Below are 26,306 nucleotides of genomic sequence, written 5' to 3'. Positions count from 1 at the left end.
GGGAATGGGAACGGGCTGAATCTGGAGAGCATCAACCGCGGCGATTTGCTGACCATCGGATGCGCGGTGATGTTTGCGCTGCAGATCATCCTCATGGGCCGAGCCATGCGGAAGCACCGCTTCGAGGCGGTGGCGACGGTGGAGGCGATCACCTGCGCGGCGCTGATGTTCCTGACGGTTCCGGTGGTGGAGCACGCGCACGCCGTGTGGTCGTCGCGGGTGATCGCGGCCATCCTGGTTACCGGGCTCTTGGGAACGGGAGCGGCGTTTACCATCCAGGCATGGGCGCAGCAATTCACGCCGCCGACGCACACCGCGCTGATCTTTCTGTTGGAGCCGGTGTTCGCGTGGCTGACGTCGTACATCGTGCTGCACGAGCGGCTGGGGGTGCGCGCCGGAGTTGGAGCGCTGCTAATCCTGGGAGGCATCGTGGCGTCGGAAATGAAGGGGAGCCAGGCGGAGCTGGCGGCCGAGGTCGGCGAGGAAAACGCATAGGAGCGGCGAAGTCGTAGGTTTGAGTCTCTCGCCCGTGCCGGCTAGGGACAATCGACCATGCTTAACCTGCGACCCCGTGCGGCAAATCAATCAAATACCGCCACGCGCCATCCGCGCCGCGGCGCGCGACCTCGACGCTCGTGCCCGCGGCATCTATCGGAGATCGGTCGGGACCCGTGCCCGTCATGTGCCAGTCCGACATCAACAAGGCGGTGTCGCCCACCGTAATCGCCTCCCGAGTTTTGATTTGCATTGTCGCGTTCATCGCGCAGTAATGGGCGAGCAGGTCGCGCACCGCCGCGATTCCGCGCGCGCAACCCCCGGTTCGCGGCGTCAGGCACGCAGCATCGGCGTACAGCACGGCGAGAGCTTCGACGTCACGTGCGTGCAGGGCTGCAGCAAACAATACATGCAACTGTTCGGGACTGTCGGCGCGTTTCACGGCAGACCTCGGAATGAAGTTTGTGTCGAGCATTTTAAGGCAGGGTCAACGCTGAGGAACGGCGATCTGCGAAGTCTAAAGGTTAACCGGAGTTCGTAACGACCGAGTCGTTCCAATTCGCGTCTGCAGAATTGACACCGCTGTGACAAACGTTTGACATCGGTTTTCGCGCTGCCGGGTCTAAGTAGCAGTGAGGACGCAGAGATGAATAAATCGATTACGTTCACTATAGCAATTGTGATGACATTCAGCGCCTGGCTGCTTGCGGCGAAGAAGGAAGTTGCGCCTGAGATGTACTTGGTCACGAGCTTTGACTTCGGCCGTTACCCCGCATGCCAACCCAGGCTACACAGCAATTGCATCCTGGCAATCCGGTTTTATGACGCCGACACCAACCAGCGGCTGTCAGAAGTGGAGACGACCCCAAGGCTGAGAGGAACCCAGAGCATCGTCGGTAAGGCGAAAGCCGGCGCCATACCGCACCGGGCGTACGCGGTGACGGTTTATCTTGACAACGCCGGAAACCCCAAGGAAGGGCCGCGCGGGCAGACAAGCGAATTGCGGGATGCAAGCGAGGCGAACTGAACGCGTCATGGGAGCTGACGGCTAAGGCGACGGGAGCAGGTTGGGCGCGACGAGCTAGGTTCAGGACTTTGCGTTCGGCGAATTCGGGATGATCGCTCAGCCGAGCTGGACGGCTTTGCCGGATTGCTCTTCGCGGAAGACTCTGAGGCGCTGGCCGCCGATGGAGAGGATAGCGCCGCCAGGAATGGGAATTCTTTCGCGGGCCAGTACAAAGGTGCCGTTGGTGGAGCCGACGTCTTCGAGGAAGAAGTCCTCGCCGCGGTGATAGACCTTGGCGTGGGAGCGGCTCATGGCAGTGTCGGTGGGGAAAGTGTAAGTCGCCTTGGTGCGGCCCCAGGTGGTTTGCTGCTCGCGGATGGGGTAGCGCTTGCCGTCAGGGTTGAGAGAAATGAACTCGGCGACCGCGCCATGCAGCATGGCCGACAACTGGCCAAGATTTTTTCCTGATAGCGAAGCTTCCGCGAGGGCGGCTTCGTCCACCTGGAACTCCAGCACCTGGTTGCCGAAGCTAACGACGTCGCCGTGCTGCAGGCGGTAGGAACCGATCAGGCTGAAGAAAGTGTCGGCTTCCGGCACGGGGTCGAGGAAAAGCTGGCCTGATTCCACCAGCAGACGGGCGTGGGGCGATTGCATGTACTCGTCGTTGGGGAAAGGGAAGTCGCACTGCGTGCGGCCGACGAGCGCCCGGCCGGAGAGAATTTCGAATTCGCGGCCGGGGCGGCCGTCGTTGCGAAGCTGCAACAGCTTGTACTTGACCCGGGGCGCGCTGAGAGCGGCCATGATCATGCTGTGCGAGCCCGGAGCTTCGCCCGCCTGGTCCCGCCAGATGACCTCGAAGAGTTCGCGCTGCTCGGACTTGCCTTTGAGGGAAAAGCGCCCGGCCAGCCGAAGGTGGAAGCGGTTGGTTTCGGCGACCGCTTGGTACAGGGTGTCGGAGATGAGAATCTGTTCGGGGCCGGCGGCGCCTTCCACGCGCGAGGCGACGTTGACAACATCTCCGAAAACGTCGTTGGACTTAACGATTCCCCGACCGTAATGAATGCCAATGCGGACCTTGACGCGGTGCGCCTCGGGCTTGGCGGTGCAGTCGGCGGTGACGGCCTCCTGCATTTCGATGGCGGCGGCGACGGCTTCGGCGTGGTCTTGGAAGGCAGCCATGACGGCGTCGCCGATGGTCTTGATGACGCGTCCGCCGTGGCGCTCGACAGCCTTGCCCAACAGGGTGTTGCAGTGATGCACCATGATGAGGCCGGCGGAGTCGCCGAATTTTTCGAAGTAGGCGGTAGAGCCCTTGATGTCGGTAAACAGGACGGTGATGTCGCGGCGGAGCTTTTCCAGTTCCGCGGCCTGATCGAGTTGCTGGGCGTCGCGATTGAGGATGCGGGTGACGCCGTCGTTGGGACTCATCTCTTACCTTTTGCTTATCTCAGCCCCGCAGGGGCGACAGAACCTAGCCCGGCACGTGAGTGCCGGGAAGGTTGCCTTTGAATCACACAGAGTCCCGTAGGGACGGTAGAACCAACCCCGACCGTTATCGCTAGCAAACACACCATTCATCGCCCCAGGAATTTTTCCAGGGCCTCGACATCGGCGGCGGCCATGCCGGAGTAGCGCTTGGCGCGCTCCAGGTCGTTGCGGCCGATGGCTTCCTGGGCCTTGGCGAGATTGACTTTCATGCTCGCCTGCCTGGAGGCGATGTCGCCGCGCAGGCCGAAGCCCTGGGCTGCCTGCTGCCGCTGCAGGTTATCGAGACTGCTGTTGACGGCGGCGGAGCGGCCGGTGAGCTGGTCAATCTCGTGCTCCACGCGGTCCAGTTCCTCGGCTTTGGCCTTGGCGGCGGCTGCGGCGGCGGCTGCGGCTTGGGCGTCTGCGGCGGACTGCCCGCCGGTCTTGGCCATGAGTTTCTGTTTTTTCGCAACCGCGGGCTTGGGTTCTTCCGCGGGCAGAGCCACTTCAGCCGGTTTCGTTTCGGCGGTTTGAGGGACGACGACGGCCGGCGGCTGATGCGTCACTTTGGTATCGCCCGCGGCGGAGGCCTTTTTCCCCTTGGGCATGTAGAACCCTGCTGCGACCAGGGCAACGAGCACGATGATGGCGCCGAGGCTGACGTACAACCCGCGATGACTGGCCGGTTGTGCGGCCGCGGGAACAGGCGCAGGAGGAGGCGCAGCAACGGTGGCAGCCGGAGCGGCAATGGTCCTGGCCGTGGGCACAGGCGTGGGCGCAGTAACCGCGGTTTTCGGGCGCGTGATGGGGCCGGTGCGCACGTGCGGCAGGGGCGTGCGCGCGCCGGCCGAGGTCGCGTCCTGCGAGCCCTGGACCAAGGTCTTGGATTCCTGCAAATCTCGGAGAACGATTCTCACCGCGTTGCGGAACGCATCGGCAGATTGGAAGCGCTCCGCCGCTGACTTGGCGATCGAGGTCAAAATGATCTGATTCAGCCCGGCGGGCATTTCGGGCTGCAGCTCGATGGGTGGCGTGGGAGGCTGATTGACGTGGGCGGCCATGAGAGAAAAACTGCTGTCGCCGTGGAAGGGGCGGTCGCCGGTAACCATCTCGTAGAGCGAGATGCCGAGGGAGTAGAGGTCGGAGCGTTCGTCGGTGCGCTCGCCTTTCACCTGTTCGGGTGACATGTAATTCATCGAGCCGAGGGTGGATCCGGGGGCGGTGAGCAGGGTGGGTTCGTTGTCGGTGCGGGCGATGCCAAAGTCCATCAGCTTCACGGTGCCGCCGGGGGTGAGCATCATGTTGGCGGGTTTGATGTCGCGGTGAATGACGTGGCGCTGGTGGGCGTAGCTGAGCGCGTCGAGAATCTGGTCAATGTAGGTGAGAGCGTCGGGAACGGGGATGGGCCCGCCGGCCAGCGCAGCTGAAATAGGCTGGCCTTCGACGTACTCCATGATCATGACCAGTTGATTGTCGATAGTGAGGGCGGTGTGGAGGGTGGCGATGTTGGGATGGTTGAGGGCCGCCAGCACCTTGATCTCGCGCAGGAAACGGGCTGCGACTTCTTCCTGGCCGCCGATCTCCGGCAGTAGGACCTTCATTGCCTCGATGCGGTCGGTAATGACGTTGCGCACCTGGTAGACGCGGCCCATCCCGCCAGCGCCGAGGACTTTCAGGATTTCGTAATCACCAAGCCGCTTCGGAGTATCGTTGGTCATGTGTGGCTCCTGCATGTTGCGCTGAGGAGGTCAGAAGGAAGAAAATCGAACTCGAAAGCAACCTCACCGCGAGAGAAAAGGATTATGAAGTCAAGCGCGGCGGGGGTCAAGGAAGACGAAGTTTGGATGAATTTATAGCAACGAATTTATTAAGACCGCGTCTAATCTGAGGGAGAGCTACAAGTGGCCGACTTGCGGTAATCTTGCCTATTGTGTGTTCGAATGGCAGTGTCCTCGCGCCCGGAACGGCAATAATCGGAGGAAACAAGATTTATGAATTCGCGCGCCCGCGCTTACCTTGAACGAATCAGAGCACACCGCTGGGTATCGACGCTCACAATTCTGCTCACCTTGGCGGTGGGCATGCTGATCGGCACGGTGATCTCCTACGGAGTGAAGGGGCAGGACAAGAGCAGCGTCTCGTCCAATGCCACGCCGCTGACGATCCCGTCGCCCAAGCAACTGTCGAACCAGTTCACTCAGATCGCGAAGCAGATTGAGCCGGCGGTGGTGAACATCAACACCGAATCCACCATCCAGAACCCGCACCGGCGTCGCACGCCCACCCCACAGGGACCGGGCGGCGGCGGCGACGAAGACAATCCCTTCCAGGACTTTTTCGACCGCTTCTTCGGCCAGATGCCCGATGGCGGCGGGCCCATTCGCCAGCGCTCGCTCGGTTCGGGAGTGGTGGTGGACCCGAAGGGTTATATCGTCACCAACCGGCACGTAGTGGAAAAGGCGGACCGCATCCGGGTGAAGTTTCAGGACGATCCCGCGGGAGCGCCGGGCCACGACGCCAAGGTGATCGGAACCGACACGGAAACCGATTTGGCGGTGATCAAAGTGGAGGTGGCGAAGCCGCTGCCCTACGCCAAGCTCGGCAACTCCGATGCCATGCAGGTGGGTGACTGGGTGCTGGCCGTAGGCAGCCCCTTTGGGCTGAATGCGACCGTGACCGCCGGGATCGTGTCCTACATCGGGCGCAACATCGTTCCGGGACGGCAGTTCCAGTCCTTTGTGCAGACGGATGCGGCGATCAATCCAGGGAACTCGGGTGGGCCGCTGGTGAACATGGACGGCCAGGTGATCGGCATCAACACGGCTATAATTACCGGCGGCCAAGGCTACGAGGGCGTGGGGTTCGCGTTGCCGTCGAATACGGTGGCACACGTGTACAACCAGCTCATCGGGCCGGAGCACCGGGTGACGCGCGGGTCGATTGGCGTGGAATTTGCCGCTGAGCCCAACCCGGCGGTGGCGCGCGTGTACGGAGTGAAGTCGGGAGTAACGATCGCCAATGTCATTTCCGGAAGCCCGGCGGACCAGGCCGGACTGAAGGTCGGCGACACCATCGTCTCCGTGGACGGCAGGCCAGTGAAGAACGGCGACGAGTTGGTGGGCGACATTTCCAGCCGCAGACCGGGCTCGACGGCCAAGATCGGGTACGTGCGCAACGGCAAGGAAGAAATCACCTCAGTCACCATCGCCAACCGTGCCAAGCTGTTCGCCAGCCGGCTGGGCGAGGAAGAAGAAGGGAACGAAGAGGCGGCACCCAAACCCAGCAAGCTGGGCGCCACGGTGCAGAACGTCACGCGCGAGATAGCGGAGAGGCTTTCGATCCCGCCGGGCAAGGGCGTGATCGTCACCGAAGTGAAGCCGGGCTCGTTTGCCGACGACGCCGGGCTGAGCCGCGGCGACGTTATCCTGGAAATCAACAAGCAGCCGATCAACAGCGAGGACGACTTCCGCCGTGTCCAGCAGAACCTGAAGAGCGGGCAGGATGTAGTGTTCCTTGTCCGTCAGGGCAGAGGGCGCAATCAGGGCACGATCTTCCTGGGCGGAACCCTGCCGTAGAGCAGGCTTCAGCTGCGGACTTCAGGATTTAGGCGCCGAACCTGGGTCAACGTACGGGTTATGACAGGGGCAGCCGAAAGTGGCTGCCCTTTTTTGCGCTCGACACCATCAATCGCTTGAGGCGAGCTAAGCAGACATTGCTGAGATGAGGGAAAATCTCAGGCTAGGAATTCCCCAGATGGGCAGACAAGATGGTGTGACGGAAGGCACAGACATCTTCAAATCAATGACTTACAAAAGGCAACTAGAGTGCTGGAGAGACTTTCTAAGGACATGGCCGACGGTGCCGTTTGCAGCGCGGGTGCTTTGTGCTTGAATGGCGCTGACTTCGCCGAATACAATTCCGGCTCCGGCCGAGATTATAGAGGTGATGTTGTGAGGACCAACCGAACTCGTCTTTTGAGCTTGTTGGTATGCCTCGCGTTAGCCACAGCGGTGGCGCACGCGGAAGGTCCTCGTAAGCCTAGAACTTCCTCTTCCAGCCACGGCAAATCCAGTAAAGCCAAATCCAGTAAAGCCAAATCCAGAAAGACCGCCAAGAAGCCGCGGAAGCGCGGTCAGCAGGCGATGAACCCGGCGCGAGTGCGGGAGATCCAGTCGGCGCTAATTCGGGAGAAGTATCTGGTGGGGCAGCCGACCGGACTGTGGGACCAGCGTTCCAAGGATGCCATGCAGCACTACCAGTCGGCCAACGGCTGGCAGACAAAGATGGTCCCGGATTCGCGGGCGCTGATCAAACTGGGGCTGGGGCCGGATCGAGCCAACCTGATCAATCCGGAAACGGCAGCCACGTCGCCCTTCCCCGGAGGCGGGGGCAGTTTGCCACAAAGATAGGGCCAGTCAGTTGCGAGTTTCGAGTTGCTGCTCCTGAGCGGCAAGGTCTCCATTTAAGTCACTGAGCTTCTCGAAAATACCTGCCTATTAAATTCTCGGAAAATAAGGGAGAGGTTGGCCGGTGACGACGGCGCGGGGGTTGTCGTCGGTGAGCGCCCGGGCGACGGAGGGGCGGTAGACGCGGCTGATGGCGTCGCGCGCCGCCGAGAGGATGGGCGGACGTCCTTCGACACTGTGCGAGTCAGTAGCCAGGATGTGAACCGCTTCCCGGTCCAGCAACCACTGCGCAATCTTTTTGGCCCGGTCACCCCACAACCCCGTAACCGCCGAGGCGGTGACCTGCACGGCGCAGCCGAGCCGCACCCAGTCGAGAACTCGCTCCGGCATGCGCTGCAGCAGCAGGTTGCGCTCGGGGTGGGTGATGATCGGGATGAGGCCGCGGCGGAGCAGGTCTTCGAGTTCGTCGGTCACCGAGGGTGGGACGGAGAAGTCGCTGAACTCGACCAGCAAGTAGGGCGTGTCCTCGATGGTGTAGAGGTGCGGAGTTTGGGCGAGGCTTTCCAGGTTCTCGTAGGAAAAATGGAAATCGCAGCCCAGGCTGAGCTTGGGCTTGTCACCAGTGCGCTGGCGCAGTTCGTCGAGCAGGCTGCGGAGCCATCGGCGGTCGTAGGCGAATTCGCCGTTGGCGTGGGGAGTAGCCACCATGTGCTCGATGCCGTCCTGCGCGGCCATGTGGCACATGTGCACGGCCATTTCCCAGGATTGGGCGCCGTCGTCAACTTCGGGAAGGATGTGGCTGTGAATGTCGACCATGCGGTGGGAAGCATTTAATCAGATTCGGCGTGCGGCGGACAAACCCCTTTCCGATCTGTCCGCGTTGGCAGATATGGGCGGGCAGATAAGGGGCGCGGTCAACTGACGAGACCAGACCCGGGGCACCAAATTAAGGCGTGGCGGTCGCGGCGTTGCGGAGGATCACGACGGTTCCCGGTCCAAGCTCTATCTCACGCTTTTGGCAGACGAACGCCATACCCTCTCCGACCTGCTCGACCTTGCAGTCGGCGGGCACCGCCTTAACGCTGTAGCTGCCCCCTCCGCAAGCCCCCATGCCGCCACGATTGAGGCTGGGGCCGCAGTTCCCGGCGTCGCCTCCCTCTCCGACGACCTGCACCTGCTGCAGGGAAGCGTTCAGCTTCATGCTGCCGTCCTTCCACTCGGCGTTCTCGACAACGAAAGCAATGGCCGCCTGATCCTGGCCGTGGCGCTTGTGGACGACCGAGATTTTTCCCTCGAGTTTAGCGCCGGTGGGGATCAGGACGGCGCCGTCAGGGCCACGCACGTCTTCAGTGGTCACGAGCCGTACCTCCTGGCCAGGCTTGGAACGGCGCGACGTGATCTCCTTCTTGAGCTCAGCTTGAATCGGGACATCGGCAGGGACGCCAGCGGCCGATTGCAGAAGCAACGCGACAACAAAGACGATGGCAGTCATCATCAGGGACCTCCGGAGGAATGTTGATCGAGGGTGCCTTTTTGAGGTGTGAAAACGCACAGATTGTACACTCATTACGCTGATCCGAACGTTACAACTTGCGGCTTCTGATTTCCAGATTGGGAACAGATTGACGGTTTTGATGGGAGACGATTCGCGCGAGGATCTTTTGGCAGCATGTCCGATCAGGCTCTCGGCAGGTTCCAGTGGTGGTACACGGCGAGCATGCGGACGGCAAAACAGGCAACGATTCCCAGCGTGGAAGCCATGGCTGGAGGCAGCTTGGCCTTCAGCAGGAGGATTGTCACCGCGGCACCCAGGAGCGCGGCCGTGGCGTAAATCTCTGAGCGGAGCACGACCGGAATCTGAGCGAGGAAGATGTCGCGAATGGTTCCGCCGCCCACACCTGTGATCCCGCCCATTATGATGGCCGGAAGAGGATGAAGGCCGAAGTCGAGTGCTTTGGCGGCGCCCGCAACCGCAAAGAAGGCGAGCCCGGCAGCATCCAGGGTTGCAAGCAGCCAGAAATTCATTGCCGCAGTCGTAGTGTGCAGCAGGAAGAGGAAAGCGCCGGCGGTCAAGGCCGTGGCCGCATACCGCCAGTCGCGAATGGCGCTCGGTGGGACGTCTCCTATCAGCAGGTCACGGATGATGCCTCCGCCCAACGCCATTGCAAAAGAGAGTACGAGAACACCGAACAGATCGAGATGCGCTTGCGACGCGGCCGAAGCTCCTTCCGCGGCAAAAAGAGCGGTGCCAATCAGATCGATGGCGAGGAGCAAGTGCGCGGAGTGAAATTCCATTTGGCTTCTCCTGACCCGCGATAGGGTACGCTAATGCGTGTGCGTGGCGGTTTTGCAAGCGCACAGCTTTCACCCGTACTGCCTGGAGCGAGCGGTTTTGACTTTGGGTCGCGATCAGGCCCCTTTGAGGGGCCCGCGACCCGTAAAGCCTCCGGCTCTGCCGGAGGATACTTACGCGGAGGAGCTTTGCTGGCGATCTCAGGCCGATAGATGTGGGGCACCGTCGAGGTTACTTGTAGCGCTCGCGCAGGTAGTCGGCCATGCCGGCATAAGCCTTCGCCAGCGTCTGCTCGTCGGGGAGGAAGACGATACGGAAGTGCTTCGTCCCTGACTTCTGGCCAAAGCCGCTGCCGTGGACGACCAGCACCTGCTTTTCGGTCAGCACGCCTTTGACGAAGTCGAGATCGTCGCCGGGAATATCGAGTTTCGGGAAGGCGTAGAACGTTCCCTTCGGTGAGACGCAGCTCACGCGCGGCGTCGAGTTGGCCCACTGCACGGTGAGATCGCGACGGCGGCGCAGTTTCCCGTTCATTTCTTTGATGTGGTCCTGAGGGCCTTCCAGCGCGGGCTTGATGGCGTACTGCATTGGCGCGTTGCAGCAAAGACGCGCGCGCAACAGCTTGTGGACGCCTTCGATGTAGGGCTTGAGCGCGTCTTTCGGGCCGCTGCAAATGGCCCATCCCACTCGCCATCCGGGAGCGAGATAGGGCTTGGACAATCCGCTGAAGGTGAGGACCGGAACATCGGGCGCGAGCGAGGCGAGAGAGATGTGCTCGACGTCGTCGTCGAGAATGAGCTTGTCGTAAATCTCGTCGGCGAAGATGACCAGGTTGTGCTTGCGGGCGAGCTCGCAGATCTGTTCCAGCTTGTGGCGCGAGTACACGGCGCCGGTCGGGTTGTTGGGATTGATGACCACGATGCCGCGGGTTTTGGGAGTGATCCTGCTCGCCATTTCCTCGACGTCCGGCTCCCAGTGGTTGTCCTCGTCAAGGTAGTAGGGGTTGATGGGACCCTCGATCTTGGCGAGCACGGCGGAATACAGCGGATACTCGGGCGCGGGCGTGAGGACGTTTTCGCCGGGATTGCAGAGCGAGCTGAGGCAAAGCTCGACGCCTTCGCTGACGCCGGCAGTAATAAAGATGCTTTGAACGTTGCGGATGCCGTGGCGCTCGGCCTCGGCGGCGATGGCCTGGATGCCTTCGTCAATGCCGAGCGAGGGCGCGTAGCCGTTGTGGCCGTCGCGCATAGCCTTGTGGACAGCATCGATCATGTGCGGCGGAGTCGCGAAATCGAACTTGAGCGGATCGCCAATGTTGAGCAGCAGTATCTGCTTGCCGGTCTTGGCGACCTGGTCGGCGAGGACGGCGAGATCGCGGATGGCGTAGCGTACGTTTTCGAGCCGCAGCGCGGCCAGGATTTCGCGGGCTTGCGTGGTCATTGGCATGGCGGTTGTCCTGGGAACCTACGATTGTAGCCGATGGCAACCCGGGATTTGCCACACCAACCCGGAATTAGCCACAGAGGACGCTTATTTTGAAAAAAGCACCGCCGATCCATACAAGGGTGCGCAAGGCGCTTTTTTCTCTGCGTCCTCTGTGGCTACAGAATGGGAGCGAACTCACGGGCGAGCGTGACGGGCAACGTTGGAGCGCGGTGAAGAGTCACGTACAATCCTGGCTGCTTTTTTTGCGGGGTTACGCCATGCGCAGCTTCGACAGTCTGGATGAACGCGAGATTTTGGCCCTGGCCATCAGCCTGGAAGAGGAAGACGAGCGTATCTACGCCGATTTTGCCGAAGGACTGAGAGAGAACTTCGCGGCGTCGGCGGCGATCTTCGAAGGGATGCGGCAGGAGGAGGCGGGACACCGACGGCGATTGATCGAGTTGTATCGCGAGAAATTCGGCGACCACATTCCGCTGATCCGGCGGCAGGACGTGCGCGGCTTCGTCAACCGCCGCCCGGTGTGGCTGGTGCGTCCGCTCGGGCTGGAGACGGTGCGTAACCAGGCGGAGGCGATGGAGGTCGAGACGCGGCAGTTCTACCTCCGCGCCGCGGCGCGCTCTCGCGATGCGCGCGTGCGGCAGTTGCTGGATGATCTGGCGGAAGAAGAGCTCTCGCACGAGCACCGCGCCGAGGAGTTGGAGCGCACTGAGCTCACGACCGAGACGCGGCATAAGGAAGAGGAGGCGCGACGGCGATTGTTCGTGCTGCAGATTGTGCAGCCCGGGCTGGCGGGGCTGATGGACGGCTCGGTTTCCACGCTGGCGCCGGTGTTTGCCGCAGCGTTTGCGACCAAGAGCACGCACGATGCCTTCGCCGTGGGACTGGCGGCGTCGGTCGGGGCGGGCATCAGCATGGGGTTTGCCGAGGCGCTGTCGGATGATGGCAGCCTGACGGGGCGAGGCCATCCGTGGATGCGCGGGCTGGTGTGCGGGTTGATGACGGCGCTGGGCGGAATCGGGCACACGCTGCCGTTCCTGATTCCGTCGTTCAATGCTGCACTGATGGCGGCCATTGTGGTGGTGGTCGCGGAGCTGGCGACGATCTCGTGGGTGCGGCACCGCTACATGGAATCTCCCGTATTCTCGGCGACCCTGCAGGTGGCCTTCGGCGGCGCGCTGGTCTTTGCGGCGGGCGTGCTGATCGGAAGTTCTTGAACTGGAATTGAAGAATTTACGAAAAGACATATTGTCGGATTTTCCGAGTTCGCCCCATCGGGGCTGACGAATGTATCCGTTCGTAGCGGGGCGACATCTGATAGGTGATCCAAGGAGGATTGAGATGGCACTATCGCAATCGTTGCTGCCGGAATTCGACGCGGAAATGGCCAACACGCGCAAGACGCTGGAACGCGTGCCCGACGGGAAGTTCGACTTCAAGCCGCACCCGAAGTCCGGATCCATGGGATGGCTGGCGGGACACCTGGCGAACCTGCCGCTGTGGGCGGCGATGACGTTGCAACAGGACTCGCTCGACATCGCCCCGGCCGGTGGACAGCCGTTCAAATTGCCGGAGACGAAGAACACAAAACAAGTTCTGGAAGTCTTCGATCAGCACGTGGCGGAGGCTCGAAAGGGAATTGCCGCGGCCACCGATGAGCAATTGATGAGGCCGTGGTCGCTGCTGAAGACGGGGCAGACCATCATGACCATGCCCAAGATCGCGGTGCTGCGCTCGTTCGTGCTGAACCACATCATCCATCATCGTGCGCAGATGGGGGTGTATCTGAGGCTGAACGACATTCCGGTGCCGTCGATTTACGGGCCGAGCGCGGATGAGGGGAGCTTCTGAAGTTCGTACCTTAGTAAGGTTTAGGCGGGCATAGCAAAGGGATCGTGTCTCGCTTATTGCGGCGGTAAATCCGGAAATCCCTTGCTCCTCTTTTCACTCCGGCCGGTCGATCTGCGCTTTCTGCAAGCGGTCGGAATAGTCGACGTAGACCGACTTCCATTCCGTGTAGAACTCGATGGCGCCGAAGCCGCCCTCGCGATGGCCGTTGCCGGTCTGCTTGGTGCCGCCAAACGGCAGGTGGACCTCGGCGCCGATGGTGGGAGCGTTAATGTAGGTGATGCCGGCGAAGAGGTCGCGCATGGCCTTGAAAGCGCGGTTGACATCGCGGGTGTAGATCGAGGAGGACAGGCCGTACTGCACGCCGTTGGCGATCTCGATGGCGTGCTCGAGGTGATCGCAAGGGATGATGGAAACCACCGGGCCGAAAATTTCTTCCTGGGCGATGCGCATCTTAGGGTCGACGTCGCCGAACACGGTGGGTTCGAGGAACCAGCCGTACTGGTATGCGCCACCGTCGAGGCGATGTCCGCCGCACAGCAGCCTGGCGCCTTCGGATTGCCCGATCTCGATGTAGCTGAGGTCGGTGTCCAGTTGCGCCTTGTTGATGGCGGGACCCATCTCGACCGTCTCGTCGAGGCCGTTGCCGACCTTCAATTTCCTTGCGCGCTCCACAAACTCGCTGACAAACTCTTGGTACACACCTTTCTGAACGATGATGCGGCTGGTGGCGGTGCAGCGCTGTCCGGTGGTGCCAAAGCCGCCCCAGAGGCCGCCTTCGAGGGCGAGTTCGAGGTTGGCGTCGTCGAGCACGATCATCGGGTTCTTGCCGCCGAGTTCGAGCGAGCAGCGCTTGAAGCTGCGCGCACAGGATTCGCCCACGATGCGGCCCACATCACTGGAGCCGGTAAGCGAGACGGCGCGGATTTCAGGATGCTCGGTCAGCGGTGCGCCGATGCGGGAACCAAAGCCGCTGACAATATTGACCACGCCCTTGGGAACGCCGGCGTCGAGCAGCGTCTGCACGAAATTGAAGACCGAAAGCGGCGTGTCCTGGGCCGGCTTGATGACGCAACAGTTGCCGGCGACGATGGCGGGGAACAGCTTCCAGGAGGGAATCGCCATGGGGAAATTCCACGGGGTGATCATGGCGCAGACCCCGACGGGGTGGCGCACCGCCATGGCGAACTTGTTGGGCAACTCGGAAGGCACGGTGGCGCCGAACATGCGGCGGCCTTCGCCTGCCATGTAGAAGCCGGTATCAATGGCCTCCTGCACATCGCCGCGGGTTTCCTTGACGACCTTGCCCATCTCGCGGGTCATGTCGCGGGCGTAGTCTTCCTTGCGCTCGACGAGCATCTGGGCGGCGCGATAGATGATTTCGGCGCGGCGGGGCGCGGGCACCAGACGCCATTTTTCGAAGGCGCGGCGGGCGGCTTCGACCGCGGCTTCGACATCGGCCTTGCCCGATTTTTGGAAGACACCGACGACATCGCGGGTATCGGCGGGGTTGATGTTTTCGAAGGTTTCGCCGGTGGTGGCTTCGACCCAGTCTCCGTCAATGAGGTTCTTGTAGATTGCCGTGGCAGTCTTGCTGATTACATCGGTGGCCATGCTCAGCGCCTCCCGCGAGATATCTGCAAATCATTCATCGTATGCGCCGCCGCAGGGGCGTGCAAGTGGGCCAGAGCACGGGGGCGAGTGAAGTGGCAGGCAAGACCCACATCTGCCAAAAAGCGGCAGATGTAGGCCACCGTCAAAGAGGGGCAAATGTGGGGTGCCGATGGTATATCCCAAGGTTTGGTAGTGGGTCCGTACCAAACTGACCCACTACCCAAGGTATTCACCCTTTTGTAACGGTTGCGGGTTGTGCTACTCTCGCCGCGTTACCCCTAAAAGCCATACAATTCACTCGAAACGGCATGCCACCGAAATCCAGAACGGGCTTCCAGGTGGGTTGGACCACGGTCACCTACCGCAGCGTCTTGCTGGTGAGCCTGTGCGTGGTGAGTCTGATGTCGTTCATCCTCTACATGATCTTTCCGGCGCAGACGAAGAGTCTCGCGGAGAAGTCCGGCAACGCAATCAGCGATTGGCTGGGAAGTAAAGGCGGTCGTCCGACCGGCAAGGTCGGCCAGCAAGCGGCCAGCTTCACCGCGATCGACGGCACGGTGCGGGTGAAGAAAGCCAACAGCAATACCTGGATCAACGCCAACTTCAGCGTGCCGCTGGAAAAGGGTGACGTGGTGCAGACCGGGGCGGAGGGCATCGCCAAGGTCGTGTTTGCCGACAACACCAATTACACGATTAAGCAGGATTCACTGATCGTCGTGCAGGAGAACTCGACCAATACGGCGCAGCAGACGCAAGTGGCGGTGGAGTTGACGACGGGCACGGTGGATTTGTCCACGTCGTCCTACGGGCAGGGGTCGAGGTCGCAGGTGATTTTGGCGGGGGCAACGGCCTCCATTGGGGCGGAAAGCTCGGCGTTGGTGCACAACGATCCGCGCGCCGACCAGCACGAGGTGTTGCTGAGACGAGGGTCGGGCCAGATCGCGCGCGGGTCCGAATTGGTGAAATTGGGTGAATACGAGCGCGTGAGTTTCAAGGCGGACTCACCGAAGCTGACGAAGGTGAAGGAACTGGCGCCCCCGACGCTGATCTCGCCGGCCAACGTGGCGCCGGTTTTCGTCAACCAGCAGAGCCCCGCGCCACTGGACTTCAGTTGGACGTCGATATCGGGCGCGCGCCAGTATCACGTGCGCATCTCGCGCAACCCGTACTTCTCGTCCACGGTGTACGACAAGAAGGTGGCGACACCGCAGGTGAAAGTTTCGGGCCTGGGCGAAGGCGCCTACTACTGGTCGGTGCAGTCGGTGGATGCGAGCAACCAGGAGTCGGTAGAGAGCGAAAAGAACCGGTTCACGGTGATCGCGAAGGGATCCGACAGCGTGGAGATCGCGCTGGAGCTTCTGCCCTTTGTGCAACACGGGCACGTGATTGAGGTCAAGGGCAGGACCGAGAAGAGCGCCCGCGTCATCATCAACGGTTCGGAAGTCCCGTACATCGCGAACGACGGGTCGTTCCAGTTCTTTACGCCGCCGCTGCCGAATGGCGAAAATGTCATCACCGTCACCGCGCAGAACGCCAAGGGCGGCGTCAAGACGAGGCAGCAGAAGGTGGTTATCCAGTAACCGCCAGAGCAGTCGACTGCCGCGCTCCCGTTTTTCGCAACCCGTCACCCGAACAGCGCCAGTCGCGGGCGAATGCCAGGGGGCCAGTTATCGGGGTGCCCTCGGCGAACACGGCAAATCACTGGAGGGCTGCGACTTTAGTTCCACCTAAGTCGCAGCACATCGAATAGAATCAAGGCAGTTAGCCGGCGGTGAAACGGGCTGTCAGCCGGCGGCATAGGTAGAGAGCGACGTATGTCATCGAACGGTTTCCATCCGACCTCACACTTCCACAACCTGCGGTCGCTGTTCAGCATGTTTTCCAGCGACCTGGCGATCGACTTGGGCACGGCGAACACGCTGGTGTACGCGCGCGGCAAGGGCATCGTGGTTAACGAGCCGTCCATTGTTGCCATCAACAAGAACACCGGGGAAGTGGAGGCAGTGGGCAAGGAAGCCAAAGAGATGCTGGGCCGCACGCCGGGAAACATAGTCGCCATCAAGCCGATGAAGGACGGCGTCATCGCGGACTTCAAGGTCACCGAGAAGATGCTGAATTACTTCATCCAGAAGGCGCACAACCGCAAGATGCTGGTGCATCCGCGGATCGTGATCGGCGTGCCCAGCGAAATTACGCAAGTGGAAAAGCGCGCCGTCATGGATTCGGCCTACCGCGCCAAGGCCAGCGAGGTGCACTTAGTGGAGCAGGCGATGGTGGCCGCGATCGGCGCCGGGCTGCCGATCACCGAGCCCAGCGGCAACATGATTGTGGACATCGGCGGCGGCACCACCGACATCGCCGTAATCTCGCTGAGCGGCATCGTGTACTCGCGCTCCGTCCGCATGGCGGGCAATCAGATGGACGAAGCGATCATGAACTTCCTGAAGCGGAAGTACAACCTGCTGATCGGGGAGCGCACGGCGGAGCAGATCAAGATCGAAATCGGCAGCTCGTATCCGCTGGACAAGCCGCTGACCATGGAGATCAAAGGACGCAACCTAATCGAGGGTGTGCCCAAAACCATCACCGTGGACGACAGCGAGATTCGCGAGGCGCTGAGCGAGTGCGTGGCGACGATCATGAACGCCATCCGCGTGGCGCTGGAACGGACACCGCCGGAGTTGAGTGCCGACATCAGCGATCGCGGCATCGTGCTGACCGGAGGCGGCGCGCTGCTGAAGAATTTGGACAAGCGCATCCGCGAAGAAACCGGGCTGCCGGTCTCCATCGCCGACGACCCGCTGTGCAGCGTGGTGCTGGGCACGGGCAAGATGCTCAGCGACTTCAAGCTGCTGCGGAAAATCTCTTTGGAGTAGGTTTAGCCGCAGAGGAAACAGAGGAACACTTTAGCAACAAGCTCTGCCGCGGATTTGCGCGGAGGAACGCAAGTTATGCTCGCCAGCGGCTGGCGATTTGCCCGGTGACGGTTGCGAACTACCAACTACTAGCTCCTAAGTACTAACTACTGGTTTGCAGTGGAAAACATCATCAGCCGCCACCGGAACCTGACAGTTTTGGCGGTGGTATTGTTTGCCCAGATACTCGGCCTGGCGGTGCAGGTCAAGCAAGGGACCGACCGCGGCACGTCACGCCTGATCCGCATCTGGGCCGTTTCGGCTATCACTCCCTTCGCCAAAGGCGTGGTCCACAGCAGCGCGTGGTTCGCGGATACCTGGCACAACTACGTTTATCTGCGCACCGTGCGGGTGCAGAACGAAAAGCTGCGCGACGAGATAGGGCGCATGCGGCTGGAGCAGGTGCGCTTGGCCCAGGACGCCAGCCAGGCACGGCGGCTGCAAACGCTGCTCGGGTTCAAAGAGCAATTCATCTCGCAGACCATGGCGGCGCAGGTGATCAGCACCACCGGCAGCGAGTTCTCGCGCGGCGTTTACATCGACAAGGGATCGCGCGACGGCATCAAGCCGGACATGCCGGTGATCACTTCGGACGGCATCGTGGGCAAGGTGCTGCGGGTGTACCCGACATCGTCGCTGGTGCTGGAGATCAACGACCCGTCCAGCGGGGCGGGCGTGATCCTGGAAAAATCGCGGCTGCAGGGAATCCTGAAGGGTTCGCCGTCGGGCGAGACGTTTCTGGCCAACATCATGGCCGACGAAACCATCGAGCGGGGCGAGCGCGTCCTCACCAGCGGCGGCGACCGGGTTTATCCCAAGGGGCTGGCGGTGGGAACGGTGGCGCGGATCAAACCGGCGGGCACCTTTCTCAACGTGGAAGTAAAGCCAACAGCCCAGCTCAACCGGCTGGAAGAGGTGCTGGTCATCACCAAGATTGTGGAGAAGGGGCCCGAGCCCAACGACCAGAACGGGCCGGTGCGCGCGGTTGACGTCCTGGCGCAGCGGCTGCCGTCGGTCCCACCGCCGAAACCGGACGCGCCGGCAAAAACACCGCAAGCAAGCAAGCCAGCGGGCGCGATGCCGCAGGCGAAGCCGAATGCCGAACCGGTAGCTAAGCCGGCGCCGCCACCTGAATCTGGTGAACTGACGGCGGTGGAAAAGAAAAAGACGATCGCAACCGCCGCCGAGAAAAACGCCGCCACCGCCAAATCGGTTCCCGATCCGGTGAAGCCGGAACCCCCAGCGAAGGACACCCCCCGGTAGTGGCTGCCCCGACCCTTTCTCGCGAGCGGTTTGAGGTTTACCGCTTCGCCGTGCCGGTGGCGGTGGGCGTGCCGCTGGCGGCGCTGCTGCTGCAGTCGTTTCTGCCGCTGCATCTGCCGGTAGTGGCGATTTTCGACCTGCCGCTGCTGGTCACGATTTACTTTGGCGTGGGGCGGCGGAACCCCATCAGCGGACTGTTGACCGGCAGCGTGATCGGACTGATCCAGGACAGCCTCACGCACCAGCCGATCGGGCTGTACGGGATCGCGAAAACCGTGGTGGGGTACGGCGCGTCCTCGCTGGGGGTGAAGATCGACGTGGACAATCCCGCGACGCGGCTGCTGATGACTTTCGGCTTTTACCTCTTGCACCAGGTGATTTATTTTGCGGTGGCGCGCGGATTGGCGGGCGAGCTCCTGTATTGGCGCTGGGGACACCAGGCGATTGCCGGCGTCGCCAACGCGCTGTTGGGGTTGGTGCTGTACAAGCTGCTGGACAGGTTGCGGCAGGGGGCGTAAAGCAGTTTCAGTTCCAAGAGCAGTTTCATCTATGTGCATAGGTCACGGCGAACGCTGCTAAACTGTAAGGTATCCGGAAACCGTCGCGAAAGCGCATCTACAGGCAGGCAGTGGCTGACGATGCAGAGCGGCGCGGAGGATCATGCCGTTAGGGCGCGACGACAAAGTACCGCAACTGCGGCTCACAGGGGTGCAATACGGCATCCTGGGAATCTTTCTGATTCTTGTCTTCGGCCTGTGGCGGCTGCAGGTGGTAGGCAGCGATTACTATGTCCAGCTGGCAGAGAAGAATCGCGTCCGCAACGTTCCCATCCTGGCGCCGCGGGGCAAGATCCTGGACCGCGAAGGCCGGATCATCGTTGACAACTACCCGTCGTTTTCGGCGCTGCTGCTGCGCGACGCCAGCCGCAATATCCTGAACGACGTCAATGCCATCGCAGCCGGCCTGCATATGGACCCGGACGAGGTGCGCGACCGGGTGAAGAAGTTCGCCTTCACGCCGCAGTACCAGCCCATCTTCCTGAAGGACGACATCACGCCGGACGAGCTGGCGTTCATCGAATCGCACCGCAACGAGCTGCCGGAGCTGGAGACGATCGTGGCGCACCGGCGGCTGTACCCGAAGGGCGGATTCATGGCGCACTTGATCGGGTACGTAGGCGAGGTGAGCGAAGACATGCTCAACTCGCCGCAGTGGGAGTTTTACAACCCGGGCGACGTGGTCGGGAAGTCGGGTGTAGAACTATCGTATAACGACATATTGATGGGCAAAAACGGCTTCCGACGGGCGCTGGTGAACAACCGCGGCAAAGAAGTCGGGCGCTTGGACGAAACGCCGGCGGCGCCGGGCAAGCCGCTCAAACTGACGGTGGATATCGACCTGCAGATCGCGGCCGAGCAGGCGCTGGCGGACAGGAACGGCGCTGTGGTGGCCATGGACCCGCGTAACGGGGAGATCCTGGCGATGGCCAGCCGGCCGGTGTTCGATCCGAACTCGTTCGCGGTGCGGATCAAGAAGGCGGAGTGGAACCGGCTGGCCACCGATGAGGATCATCCGCTGATGAACAAGGCGATCCAGGCGCAACTGGCGCCGGGCTCGGTATTTAAGATCCTCATGGCCACCGCCGGATTGCAGGAGGGAATTGCGCAAACCCTGCAGGTGAATTGCGGCGGTGGACACAATTTCTACGGCCGTTACTTCAAGTGCTGGGTGGTGGCGGAGCATCGCACGCACGGGGTGGTGGGCATTACCAAGGCGATCTACCAATCCTGCGACGTGTTCTTCTACACCCTGGCGGAGAAGCTGGGCATCGATCGCATCGCCAAGTGGGCGCACATGCTGGGCTTGGGACAAAAGACGGGCATCGACCTGCCCAACGAGGTCAGCGGCGTGATGCCGTCGGAAGAGTGGAAGATCAAGAACTTCAAGCAAAAGTGGTACGCGGGCGAGACGATCTCGGTGGGAATCGGGCAGGGGGCGGTGGCGGTGACGCCGATCCAGTTGGCGCGCGCCGTCGGAGCGGTCACCATGGACGGCAAGTTGCAGAAGCCGCATGTCGCCTTTCCCGACGAACTGGCGAGATACGGGGTGCAGAACGCGTCCCAGATCCAGGGCGAGACCCTGGTGCCCATCGACCCGCAGAACTGGGAGACCATCACCGACGCCATGGCGCAGGTGGTGGAGCCGGGAGTCGGCACCGCTCCCAGCGCACACCTGAACGGAATTGATTTTGCCGGCAAGACGGGCAGCGCGCAGACCATGAGCAATGCCCTGGCTAAGCGGCTGGGGCACAGAGTGAGGGATAACGGCTGGTTTGTCGGGGTGACGCCGCGGCGGAATCCCGAAATCATCGTGGCGGTGCTGCTGGAGGAAGGCGAGCACGGCTATCTGGCGGCGCGCGTGGCCTCGCAGGTGATCAAGGCGTACGTGGAAAAACAGCGTGCGCGCCAGAACAACCAGAACCTTTATCGCGCCGCCGCTGCGCCGGGGATGGAGAATCCGCCGCTTGCCTCCGCGGCGGTGATGGCGGCCATCAACTCGCCGCGCGTGATCGCCGCAGACCGACGCGCACTGCTGGCGGAGATAACGCTGCGCCGACGGCGGCCGGAAGCCGCCTCTGCGGCCGGCGGGAAGAAGGCGCTGGGCGCCGGCGATTCCTTCGAAATGGCCGGGTTCTTTGGCGAGCCGGAGGCGGACGGTCATGGAGAAGCGCTACGCGCGGCGCGGTTCAAGATCAAGCTGGAGAACCCGAGAGCGCCGGTGGGCATGGCGGTCGGGCGGTAGTACGCAACTATGGATAGCCAGTAAGCCGCAACCGAAACCGAAACTGAAACTGAAACTTTGAAACGTTACGTTACATTCGGCGATTTTGACTGGGTGCTGCTGGGATTCGTGCTCGTCATTTGCGCCGCCGGCGTGGTGGAGATCTACAGTGCGACCGCAGGCACCAAGTTTGCCGGGGCGCACATCCGGCAGGTGTACTGGGTGCTGGGCGGCGTGGCGGTGATGTTCGTGGTCAGCCGCGTCAACTACCACGTGTTGCTGGACCAGGTGCCTTGGATGTACGTGCTGTCGGTGGTTTCCCTGATGTCGGTGCTGCTGTTCGGGCAGAAGTACCTGGGTGCGCGGCGGTGGATCAAAATCGGTGGCGGCATTCACATTCAACCCTCGGAGTGGGTCAAGCTCATCCTGATTCTCGCCGCCGCCAAGTATTTTGCCGACTCGCGCCAGCGGGAATGTACGGTGGCCGATATCATCAAGGTCGGCATGATGATGGGTGTTCCCATGCTGCTAGTGCTGGCGCAACCTGACCTCGGCACTACCCTGACGTATATGCCGATCGCGCTGATGGCGCTGTTCCTGGGCGGGTTGCGGTTGAAGCATGCCGTGGTGATGCTGTTGCTAGCCGCGCTGATGGCGCCGGTCGCATGGCACGTGCTGAAGCCCTACCAGCGCGAGCGTTTGACCAGCTTCACCCAGCCGGAAGCGGATTATCACGGGTCGGGGTACCAGGTCATTCAATCCCTGATCGCGGTGGGTTCGGGCGGAATCTGGGGCAAGGGGACGGGGCACGGCACGCAGATCCAAGGATCGTTCCTGCCCGTGCCGCAGACCGACTTTATCTTCGCCGCGCTGGCCGAAGAACACGGATTTGTCGGTGCGCTGGGCCTCCTGCTGCTATACTTCATGGTGCTGATGCGATTGATCCATAACGCCCAAACGGCACCGGATCGGTCGGGCACCTTTGTGGTGATGGGTGTGGTGGCAGTGCTTACGTTCCACATCCTGGTTAACGTCGGCATGGTGGTCGGCTTTATGCCGGTCACGGGGATACCTTTGCCGCTGATGAGTTATGGCGGCTCCTCCGTGTTGTTTACGTTCCTGGCGCTAGGCATCGTAATGAACATACGCATGCGCCGGTTCGTGAACTGAACGGAAGCAGTAAATTCCGCGTTCGGCGGCGTCTTGGAGACGCCGCCAACGTAAACAGTTTTGAAATACGTTTGCCCCCTCGTCAACGGGGGCTCGTACCGGCCGAATGAGGGGCCGGTACAGGATTGAGCCCAGCAGGTTCCGCTTTGTGCTTACCGGCTGCGACGACGCGCCGGGGCCGTGCGGGTAAGCTGATACCAGCGCCACGGTGCGGGTAACGGCCCCTTCGGATGCGATGCGCGTTGGGTCAACCGCAGCGCAGGCCGAGAGAGCGGTCACAAACTCCGTGAGGGTGTGCGCCACAGGTGCAAGAAGATTCCGAGCTCTTGGCAACGAATCCGACTCACCGACGTCGGTGAGAGCCGTAAGGCAGAAGCGCATGTTGTGTGCCGCTCCGGCGGTACCGTCGCTGGCCTGCCTGACAGCTGCACCGCGAAGCTCCTTCCGAACACAGCCCCTCGCTAGTTCGCCCGGTGACAGACCCGCGCAAGCGGGGCCGGAGCCAGCATGTCGAAAGAACTCTTTGTCTCGCTCACGCCGCACGAAACCAAAGTAGCGGTGAGCGAGGACGACCAACTCGCCGAAATCTATTTCGAACGCGACAACGAATACACCCTGGCAGGATCCATCTACAAAGGCCGCGTCACACGCGTGCTTCCGGGCATGCAGTCCGCCTTCGTGGAGATCGGATTGGAGCGCGACGCGTTCCTCTATGTCTCCGATTTCTTCGAAATGGAAGACGAGCAGGACGAATTTGAACCGGTCAAGGTTGGCGGGCAGCGACCTGAATTCCGCCAGCCCGCCGAAGACCGCCAGGTCCAGCCACACCTGATCGAGCCGGAATCGGAACCGCAGCAGCGGGCGCCCTCGCCGATCGTGTTTGAAGGTCCGGAAGTGCCGCCGGCCTCTGCCGAACCAGCCGCTACCGGCACGGGGGAAGAGGAAGCAGGCCGCGGTTGGCGCGGACGCGGCGGACGACGCCGTCGCGGACGCCGTGGCCGCGCCCTGCCGGAATCAAAGTTTGCCCACGGCGAGCAGGAAGAAGCGCCGCGCGGGGAAGAGCGCGAGCAATCCTACCCGCCGCCGGGATACCCGCCGATAGTCCTGCCCGGCGAATCCATTTCCAAATTCTCGCAGGCGTCGCCGGTGCCGCCTCAACAAGCGCTACCGGGCGAATCGATTGCCAAGTTTTCGCCACCGCAGCCGGCGCCGTCCCAGCCCGCGGAGGAAGAAGCGGCGGGCGGGCCGGAGCGCGGTTTCGAGCGGGAAAAGCGGCCACCGCGGGGCTTCGACCGCGGGCGCGGGCGGGACCGCGACCGCGATCAGTCATACGGGCCGCCGCCGGGATTCCAGCCGATCCTGCTGCCGGGTGAGTCCATTTCCAAGTATTCGCAGATGAAGGTGGCACAGGCAGCGCCGGTTGAGGTGGAGCAGGTGGAGTCGGCCGCCGATGGGCGCCAGACAGAGGAGCCGCCGGCGGTTGAAGCGCCGGCGTCTCGACAGGAATGCGTCGAGGCTCCCATTCATCAGGCGGAGGAGCAACGCACCGAGCACACGGATGACGAGCGCCGCCTTGACCAGATGAACGTCGCCACCGCTTTCGTCGGCGAGGAAGCCACCAACACCGAAACACCAGCCAAGGGCGCGCCTTCTGTCGTTGAAGAAGAGATCGAGGCGGCGCGCGACCAAGCGCAGCACGAGTCCGTGGAAGGGGAAGGGGATCATTCCTTCGTGGCGTCTTCGTCGCAGACAATCGAGCATGAGGAGATCGAAGACGAAGATGCCGACTTGCCCACGGTCGCCGAGCGCTTCGAAGACGCCGGCGACTACGAAGAGCTGGAAGAAGAAACGCTGGACGCGCGTCCGGTTCACGCGGAACGCAACGGCGGACTCGCCGAGCTCGGCGAAGAGCTGACGGAAGCGGTCGAGGAAGCGGAAGCCGAGGGCGAGGCGATTGCCGGCGACGAGGGCGAAGAGAGCGGCGAGGAAATCGAGTACGAAGCCGCCGAGGCGCCGGAAGGCGAAGAAGAGAGCGCCGGGCGCGCCGAGTTGCGTGGTCCCACTGGCACCGCCGGATATCAGCAGCGCACGCAGCCGCCGCCGCCCTTCGAGCGCCGCGGGCGCGGACGTCGCGGCGGCCGACGCCTTCGCCAGTCGCGGCCGATGCAGAGTCAGCAGGTGATGATCTCCGACATGCTGAAGGAAGGCCAGGAGATCGTGGTGCAGATCGCCAAGGAGCCGATTGGCAAGAAGGGTGCGCGCATCACCAGCCACATCGCGCTGCCGGGACGCTTCCTGGTGTACATGCCGACGGTGAACCATATCGGTGTGTCGCGCAAGATCGATTCCGACGACGAGCGGCAGCGGCTGAAGCGGATCGTCATGGGTGAGCGTGAGATGCCCGGACACGGCGGCTTCATCGTGCGCACGGCGGCCGAAAACGTGGCCGAAGACGAGCTGCGGGCCGACATCCGCTTCCTCAAGAACCTGTGGAACGAGATCAAGACGCGGGCCGATGAAAGCAACGCGCCGGCCCTGATCTATCACGACCTCAATCTGGTGGAACGCACGCTCCGCGACCAGCTCACCGAGGACTTCACCCACGTGTGGGTGGACAGCGAGCAGGAGTACGAGCGCGTGCTGCGCTTCGTTAACCGCTTCCAGCCCAACCTGGTGCGGCGTGTCCGGCTGTACACCAAGGAGACGCCGCTGTTCGAGCAGTTCGGTATTCAGGAGGAGATCAATAAGGCGCTGAAGTCGAAGGTGTGGCTGAAGAGCGGTGGCTACATCGTGATCAACCAGACGGAGGCGCTGGTGGCGATTGACGTCAACACCGGCAAGTACGTCGGCAAGACCACGCGCCTGGAAGACACCATCGTGAAGACGAACGTGGATGCGATCAAGGAAATCGTGCGCCAAATCCGGCTGCGCGACCTGGGCGGCATCATCGTGATCGACTTCATCGACATGGACGAGCGCAAGAACCGGCAGAAGGTAATGCAGGCGCTGGAGGAATCCCTCAAGAACGACCGCGCGCCCTCCAAGGTGCTTCAGTTTAACGACTTCGGGCTGGTGGCGATCACCCGCAAGCGCGTGAAGCATTCGCTGGAGCGCACCCTCGGCACGCCGTGTCCGTACTGCACCGGTACCGGGCTGGTGAAGTCGGTGGAGACGGTCTGCAACGAGATCTACACCGAGATGAAAAAGATGTGGAAGCACCTTGACGGCCAGGAAGTCCTGCTGCGTGTCAATCCCGAGGTCGCCAAGGAACTGAAGGCCAACAACGCGCGCTGGCTGAATGATCTGGAGGAACTGGCAGGGAAGAGCATCATCATCAAACCCGACGCGACGCTGCACCAGGAGCAGTTCGATATGTAGCTGGGAGTCTCTTCGCTTTTAGCTCTCGGCTTTTGGCAAGAGCGCGCTCAGGATTGGGCGCGCTTTCCTTTTCCGTATGAGTGGGGGCTTAGAGCGGATTCATGGTTGCTGTACCCTGTAGCCGCAGTGGCGGAACCAAGCGACAGCGTTGTCGGCAGTAATCGACGAGATCGCTTCCGCAGCGGCCTGTTCCAGGGCTTCCGCAAGTCGTGCTTTGGCACTGCGGA

The 26,306-nt window shown here is 62.1% G+C and carries 21 protein-coding genes; 13 read left to right on the top strand and 8 right to left on the bottom strand.

Translation table 11 applies throughout. The annotated features are described in order from the left end of the window. Positions 1 to 495, top strand: a 495-nt coding sequence (locus tag LAN64_18775; protein ID MBZ5569879.1) for a DMT family transporter, incomplete at its 5' end; no start/stop codon positions are given. A 61-nt stretch (positions 496 to 556) separates the two neighbouring features. On the opposite strand, the gene LAN64_18770 is transcribed toward LAN64_18775, so the two are convergent. Next, positions 557 to 937 (bottom strand): nuclear transport factor 2 family protein, encoded by a 381-nt coding sequence (locus LAN64_18770; GenBank protein ID MBZ5569878.1) that lies wholly within the window; start codon positions 935 to 937, stop codon positions 557 to 559. A gap of 204 nt (positions 938 to 1,141) precedes the next feature. On the opposite strand from LAN64_18770, the gene LAN64_18765 reads away from it, so the two are divergent. Continuing rightward, complete coding sequence (locus LAN64_18765) at positions 1,142 to 1,522, top strand: hypothetical protein (GenBank protein ID MBZ5569877.1); 381 nt, start codon at positions 1,142 to 1,144, stop codon at positions 1,520 to 1,522. A gap of 96 nt (positions 1,523 to 1,618) precedes the next feature. Here the strand turns inward: LAN64_18765 and LAN64_18760 are convergent, their stop codons facing one another. After that, a complete protein-coding gene (locus LAN64_18760; GenBank protein ID MBZ5569876.1) occupies positions 1,619 to 2,929 on the bottom strand; it encodes an FHA domain-containing protein in 1,311 nt (436 codons plus the stop codon). Between the two features lie 146 nt (positions 2,930 to 3,075). Then, a complete protein-coding gene (locus LAN64_18755) occupies positions 3,076 to 4,686 on the bottom strand; it encodes a serine/threonine protein kinase (protein MBZ5569875.1) in 1,611 nt (536 codons plus the stop codon). Between the two features lie 273 nt (positions 4,687 to 4,959). Between LAN64_18755 and LAN64_18750 the strand changes: the two genes are divergently transcribed. After that, entirely contained in the window at positions 4,960 to 6,543 is a 1,584-nt protein-coding gene (locus LAN64_18750) for a Do family serine endopeptidase (protein MBZ5569874.1), read from the top strand. Positions 6,544 to 7,110: 567 nt separating this feature from the next. Further along, the gene (locus tag LAN64_18745) at positions 7,111 to 7,377 is read left to right on the top strand and encodes a peptidoglycan-binding protein (protein ID MBZ5569873.1); all 267 of its coding nucleotides are present in this window, start codon (positions 7,111 to 7,113) and stop codon (positions 7,375 to 7,377) included. A gap of 87 nt (positions 7,378 to 7,464) precedes the next feature. On the opposite strand, the gene LAN64_18740 is transcribed toward LAN64_18745, so the two are convergent. From LAN64_18740 to LAN64_18725, 4 genes are all read right to left on the bottom strand, one after another. After that, a complete protein-coding gene (locus tag LAN64_18740; protein ID MBZ5569872.1) occupies positions 7,465 to 8,190 on the bottom strand; it encodes an exopolysaccharide biosynthesis protein in 726 nt (241 codons plus the stop codon). 130 nt (positions 8,191 to 8,320) lie between these two features. Continuing rightward, entirely contained in the window at positions 8,321 to 8,869 is a 549-nt protein-coding gene (locus LAN64_18735) for a hypothetical protein (GenBank protein MBZ5569871.1), read from the bottom strand. A gap of 182 nt (positions 8,870 to 9,051) precedes the next feature. Beyond that, a complete protein-coding gene (locus LAN64_18730) occupies positions 9,052 to 9,669 on the bottom strand; it encodes a trimeric intracellular cation channel family protein (GenBank protein MBZ5569870.1) in 618 nt (205 codons plus the stop codon). A 229-nt stretch (positions 9,670 to 9,898) separates the two neighbouring features. Beyond that, on the bottom strand, positions 9,899 to 11,113 hold the full coding sequence (locus tag LAN64_18725) for an aminotransferase class I/II-fold pyridoxal phosphate-dependent enzyme (GenBank protein MBZ5569869.1): 1,215 nt from the start codon (positions 11,111 to 11,113) through the stop codon (positions 9,899 to 9,901). 257 nt (positions 11,114 to 11,370) lie between these two features. Here LAN64_18725 and LAN64_18720 point away from each other — a divergent pair, with 257 nt between their 5' ends. After that, positions 11,371 to 12,327 carry a rubrerythrin gene (locus LAN64_18720; GenBank protein ID MBZ5569868.1) on the top strand — a complete coding sequence of 319 codons (957 nt, stop codon included), beginning with the start codon at positions 11,371 to 11,373 and terminating at the stop codon, positions 12,325 to 12,327. Between the two features lie 124 nt (positions 12,328 to 12,451). Then, entirely contained in the window at positions 12,452 to 12,961 is a 510-nt protein-coding gene (locus LAN64_18715; GenBank protein ID MBZ5569867.1) for a DinB family protein, read from the top strand. Positions 12,962 to 13,054: 93 nt separating this feature from the next. Here LAN64_18715 and LAN64_18710 read toward each other — a convergent pair whose 3' ends face one another. Beyond that, positions 13,055 to 14,572 carry an aldehyde dehydrogenase family protein gene (locus LAN64_18710; GenBank protein MBZ5569866.1) on the bottom strand — a complete coding sequence of 506 codons (1,518 nt, stop codon included), beginning with the start codon at positions 14,570 to 14,572 and terminating at the stop codon, positions 13,055 to 13,057. A gap of 308 nt (positions 14,573 to 14,880) precedes the next feature. On the opposite strand from LAN64_18710, the gene LAN64_18705 reads away from it, so the two are divergent. The 7 genes from LAN64_18705 to LAN64_18675 all read left to right on the top strand — a co-directional run bounded on the left by LAN64_18705 (position 14,881) and on the right by LAN64_18675 (position 26,079). Then, positions 14,881 to 16,152 (top strand): FecR domain-containing protein, encoded by a 1,272-nt coding sequence (locus LAN64_18705; protein ID MBZ5569865.1) that lies wholly within the window; start codon positions 14,881 to 14,883, stop codon positions 16,150 to 16,152. Positions 16,153 to 16,446: 294 nt separating this feature from the next. Continuing rightward, on the top strand, positions 16,447 to 17,448 hold the full coding sequence (locus tag LAN64_18700) for a rod shape-determining protein (protein MBZ5569864.1): 1,002 nt from the start codon (positions 16,447 to 16,449) through the stop codon (positions 17,446 to 17,448). Positions 17,449 to 17,646: 198 nt separating this feature from the next. Further along, positions 17,647 to 18,750: a rod shape-determining protein MreC gene (gene mreC, locus LAN64_18695; GenBank protein ID MBZ5569863.1), complete on the top strand. Its 1,104-nt coding sequence runs from the start codon at positions 17,647 to 17,649 to the stop codon at positions 18,748 to 18,750. After that, positions 18,750 to 19,268 carry a rod shape-determining protein MreD gene (gene mreD, locus LAN64_18690; protein MBZ5569862.1) on the top strand — a complete coding sequence of 173 codons (519 nt, stop codon included), beginning with the start codon at positions 18,750 to 18,752 and terminating at the stop codon, positions 19,266 to 19,268. Before mreC ends, mreD begins: the two co-directional genes overlap by 1 nt. A gap of 142 nt (positions 19,269 to 19,410) precedes the next feature. Beyond that, positions 19,411 to 21,552: a penicillin-binding protein 2 gene (gene mrdA, locus LAN64_18685; protein ID MBZ5569861.1), complete on the top strand. Its 2,142-nt coding sequence runs from the start codon at positions 19,411 to 19,413 to the stop codon at positions 21,550 to 21,552. A gap of 57 nt (positions 21,553 to 21,609) precedes the next feature. Further along, the gene (gene rodA / locus LAN64_18680; protein ID MBZ5569860.1) at positions 21,610 to 22,701 is read left to right on the top strand and encodes a rod shape-determining protein RodA; all 1,092 of its coding nucleotides are present in this window, start codon (positions 21,610 to 21,612) and stop codon (positions 22,699 to 22,701) included. Between the two features lie 507 nt (positions 22,702 to 23,208). Continuing rightward, positions 23,209 to 26,079, top strand: coding sequence for an Rne/Rng family ribonuclease (locus tag LAN64_18675; GenBank protein MBZ5569859.1), 2,871 nt, complete (start codon positions 23,209 to 23,211; stop codon positions 26,077 to 26,079). Positions 26,080 to 26,306: the final 227 nt, after the last annotated feature.

It is taken from the genome of Terriglobia bacterium (assembly GCA_020073185.1).
In the GTDB taxonomy this organism is placed as follows: Bacteria; Acidobacteriota; Terriglobia; order Terriglobales; family Acidobacteriaceae; genus JAIQGF01.
The sequence above is the reverse complement of the archived record's forward strand: the minus strand, read 5'-3'. Positions and strand labels throughout refer to the sequence as shown.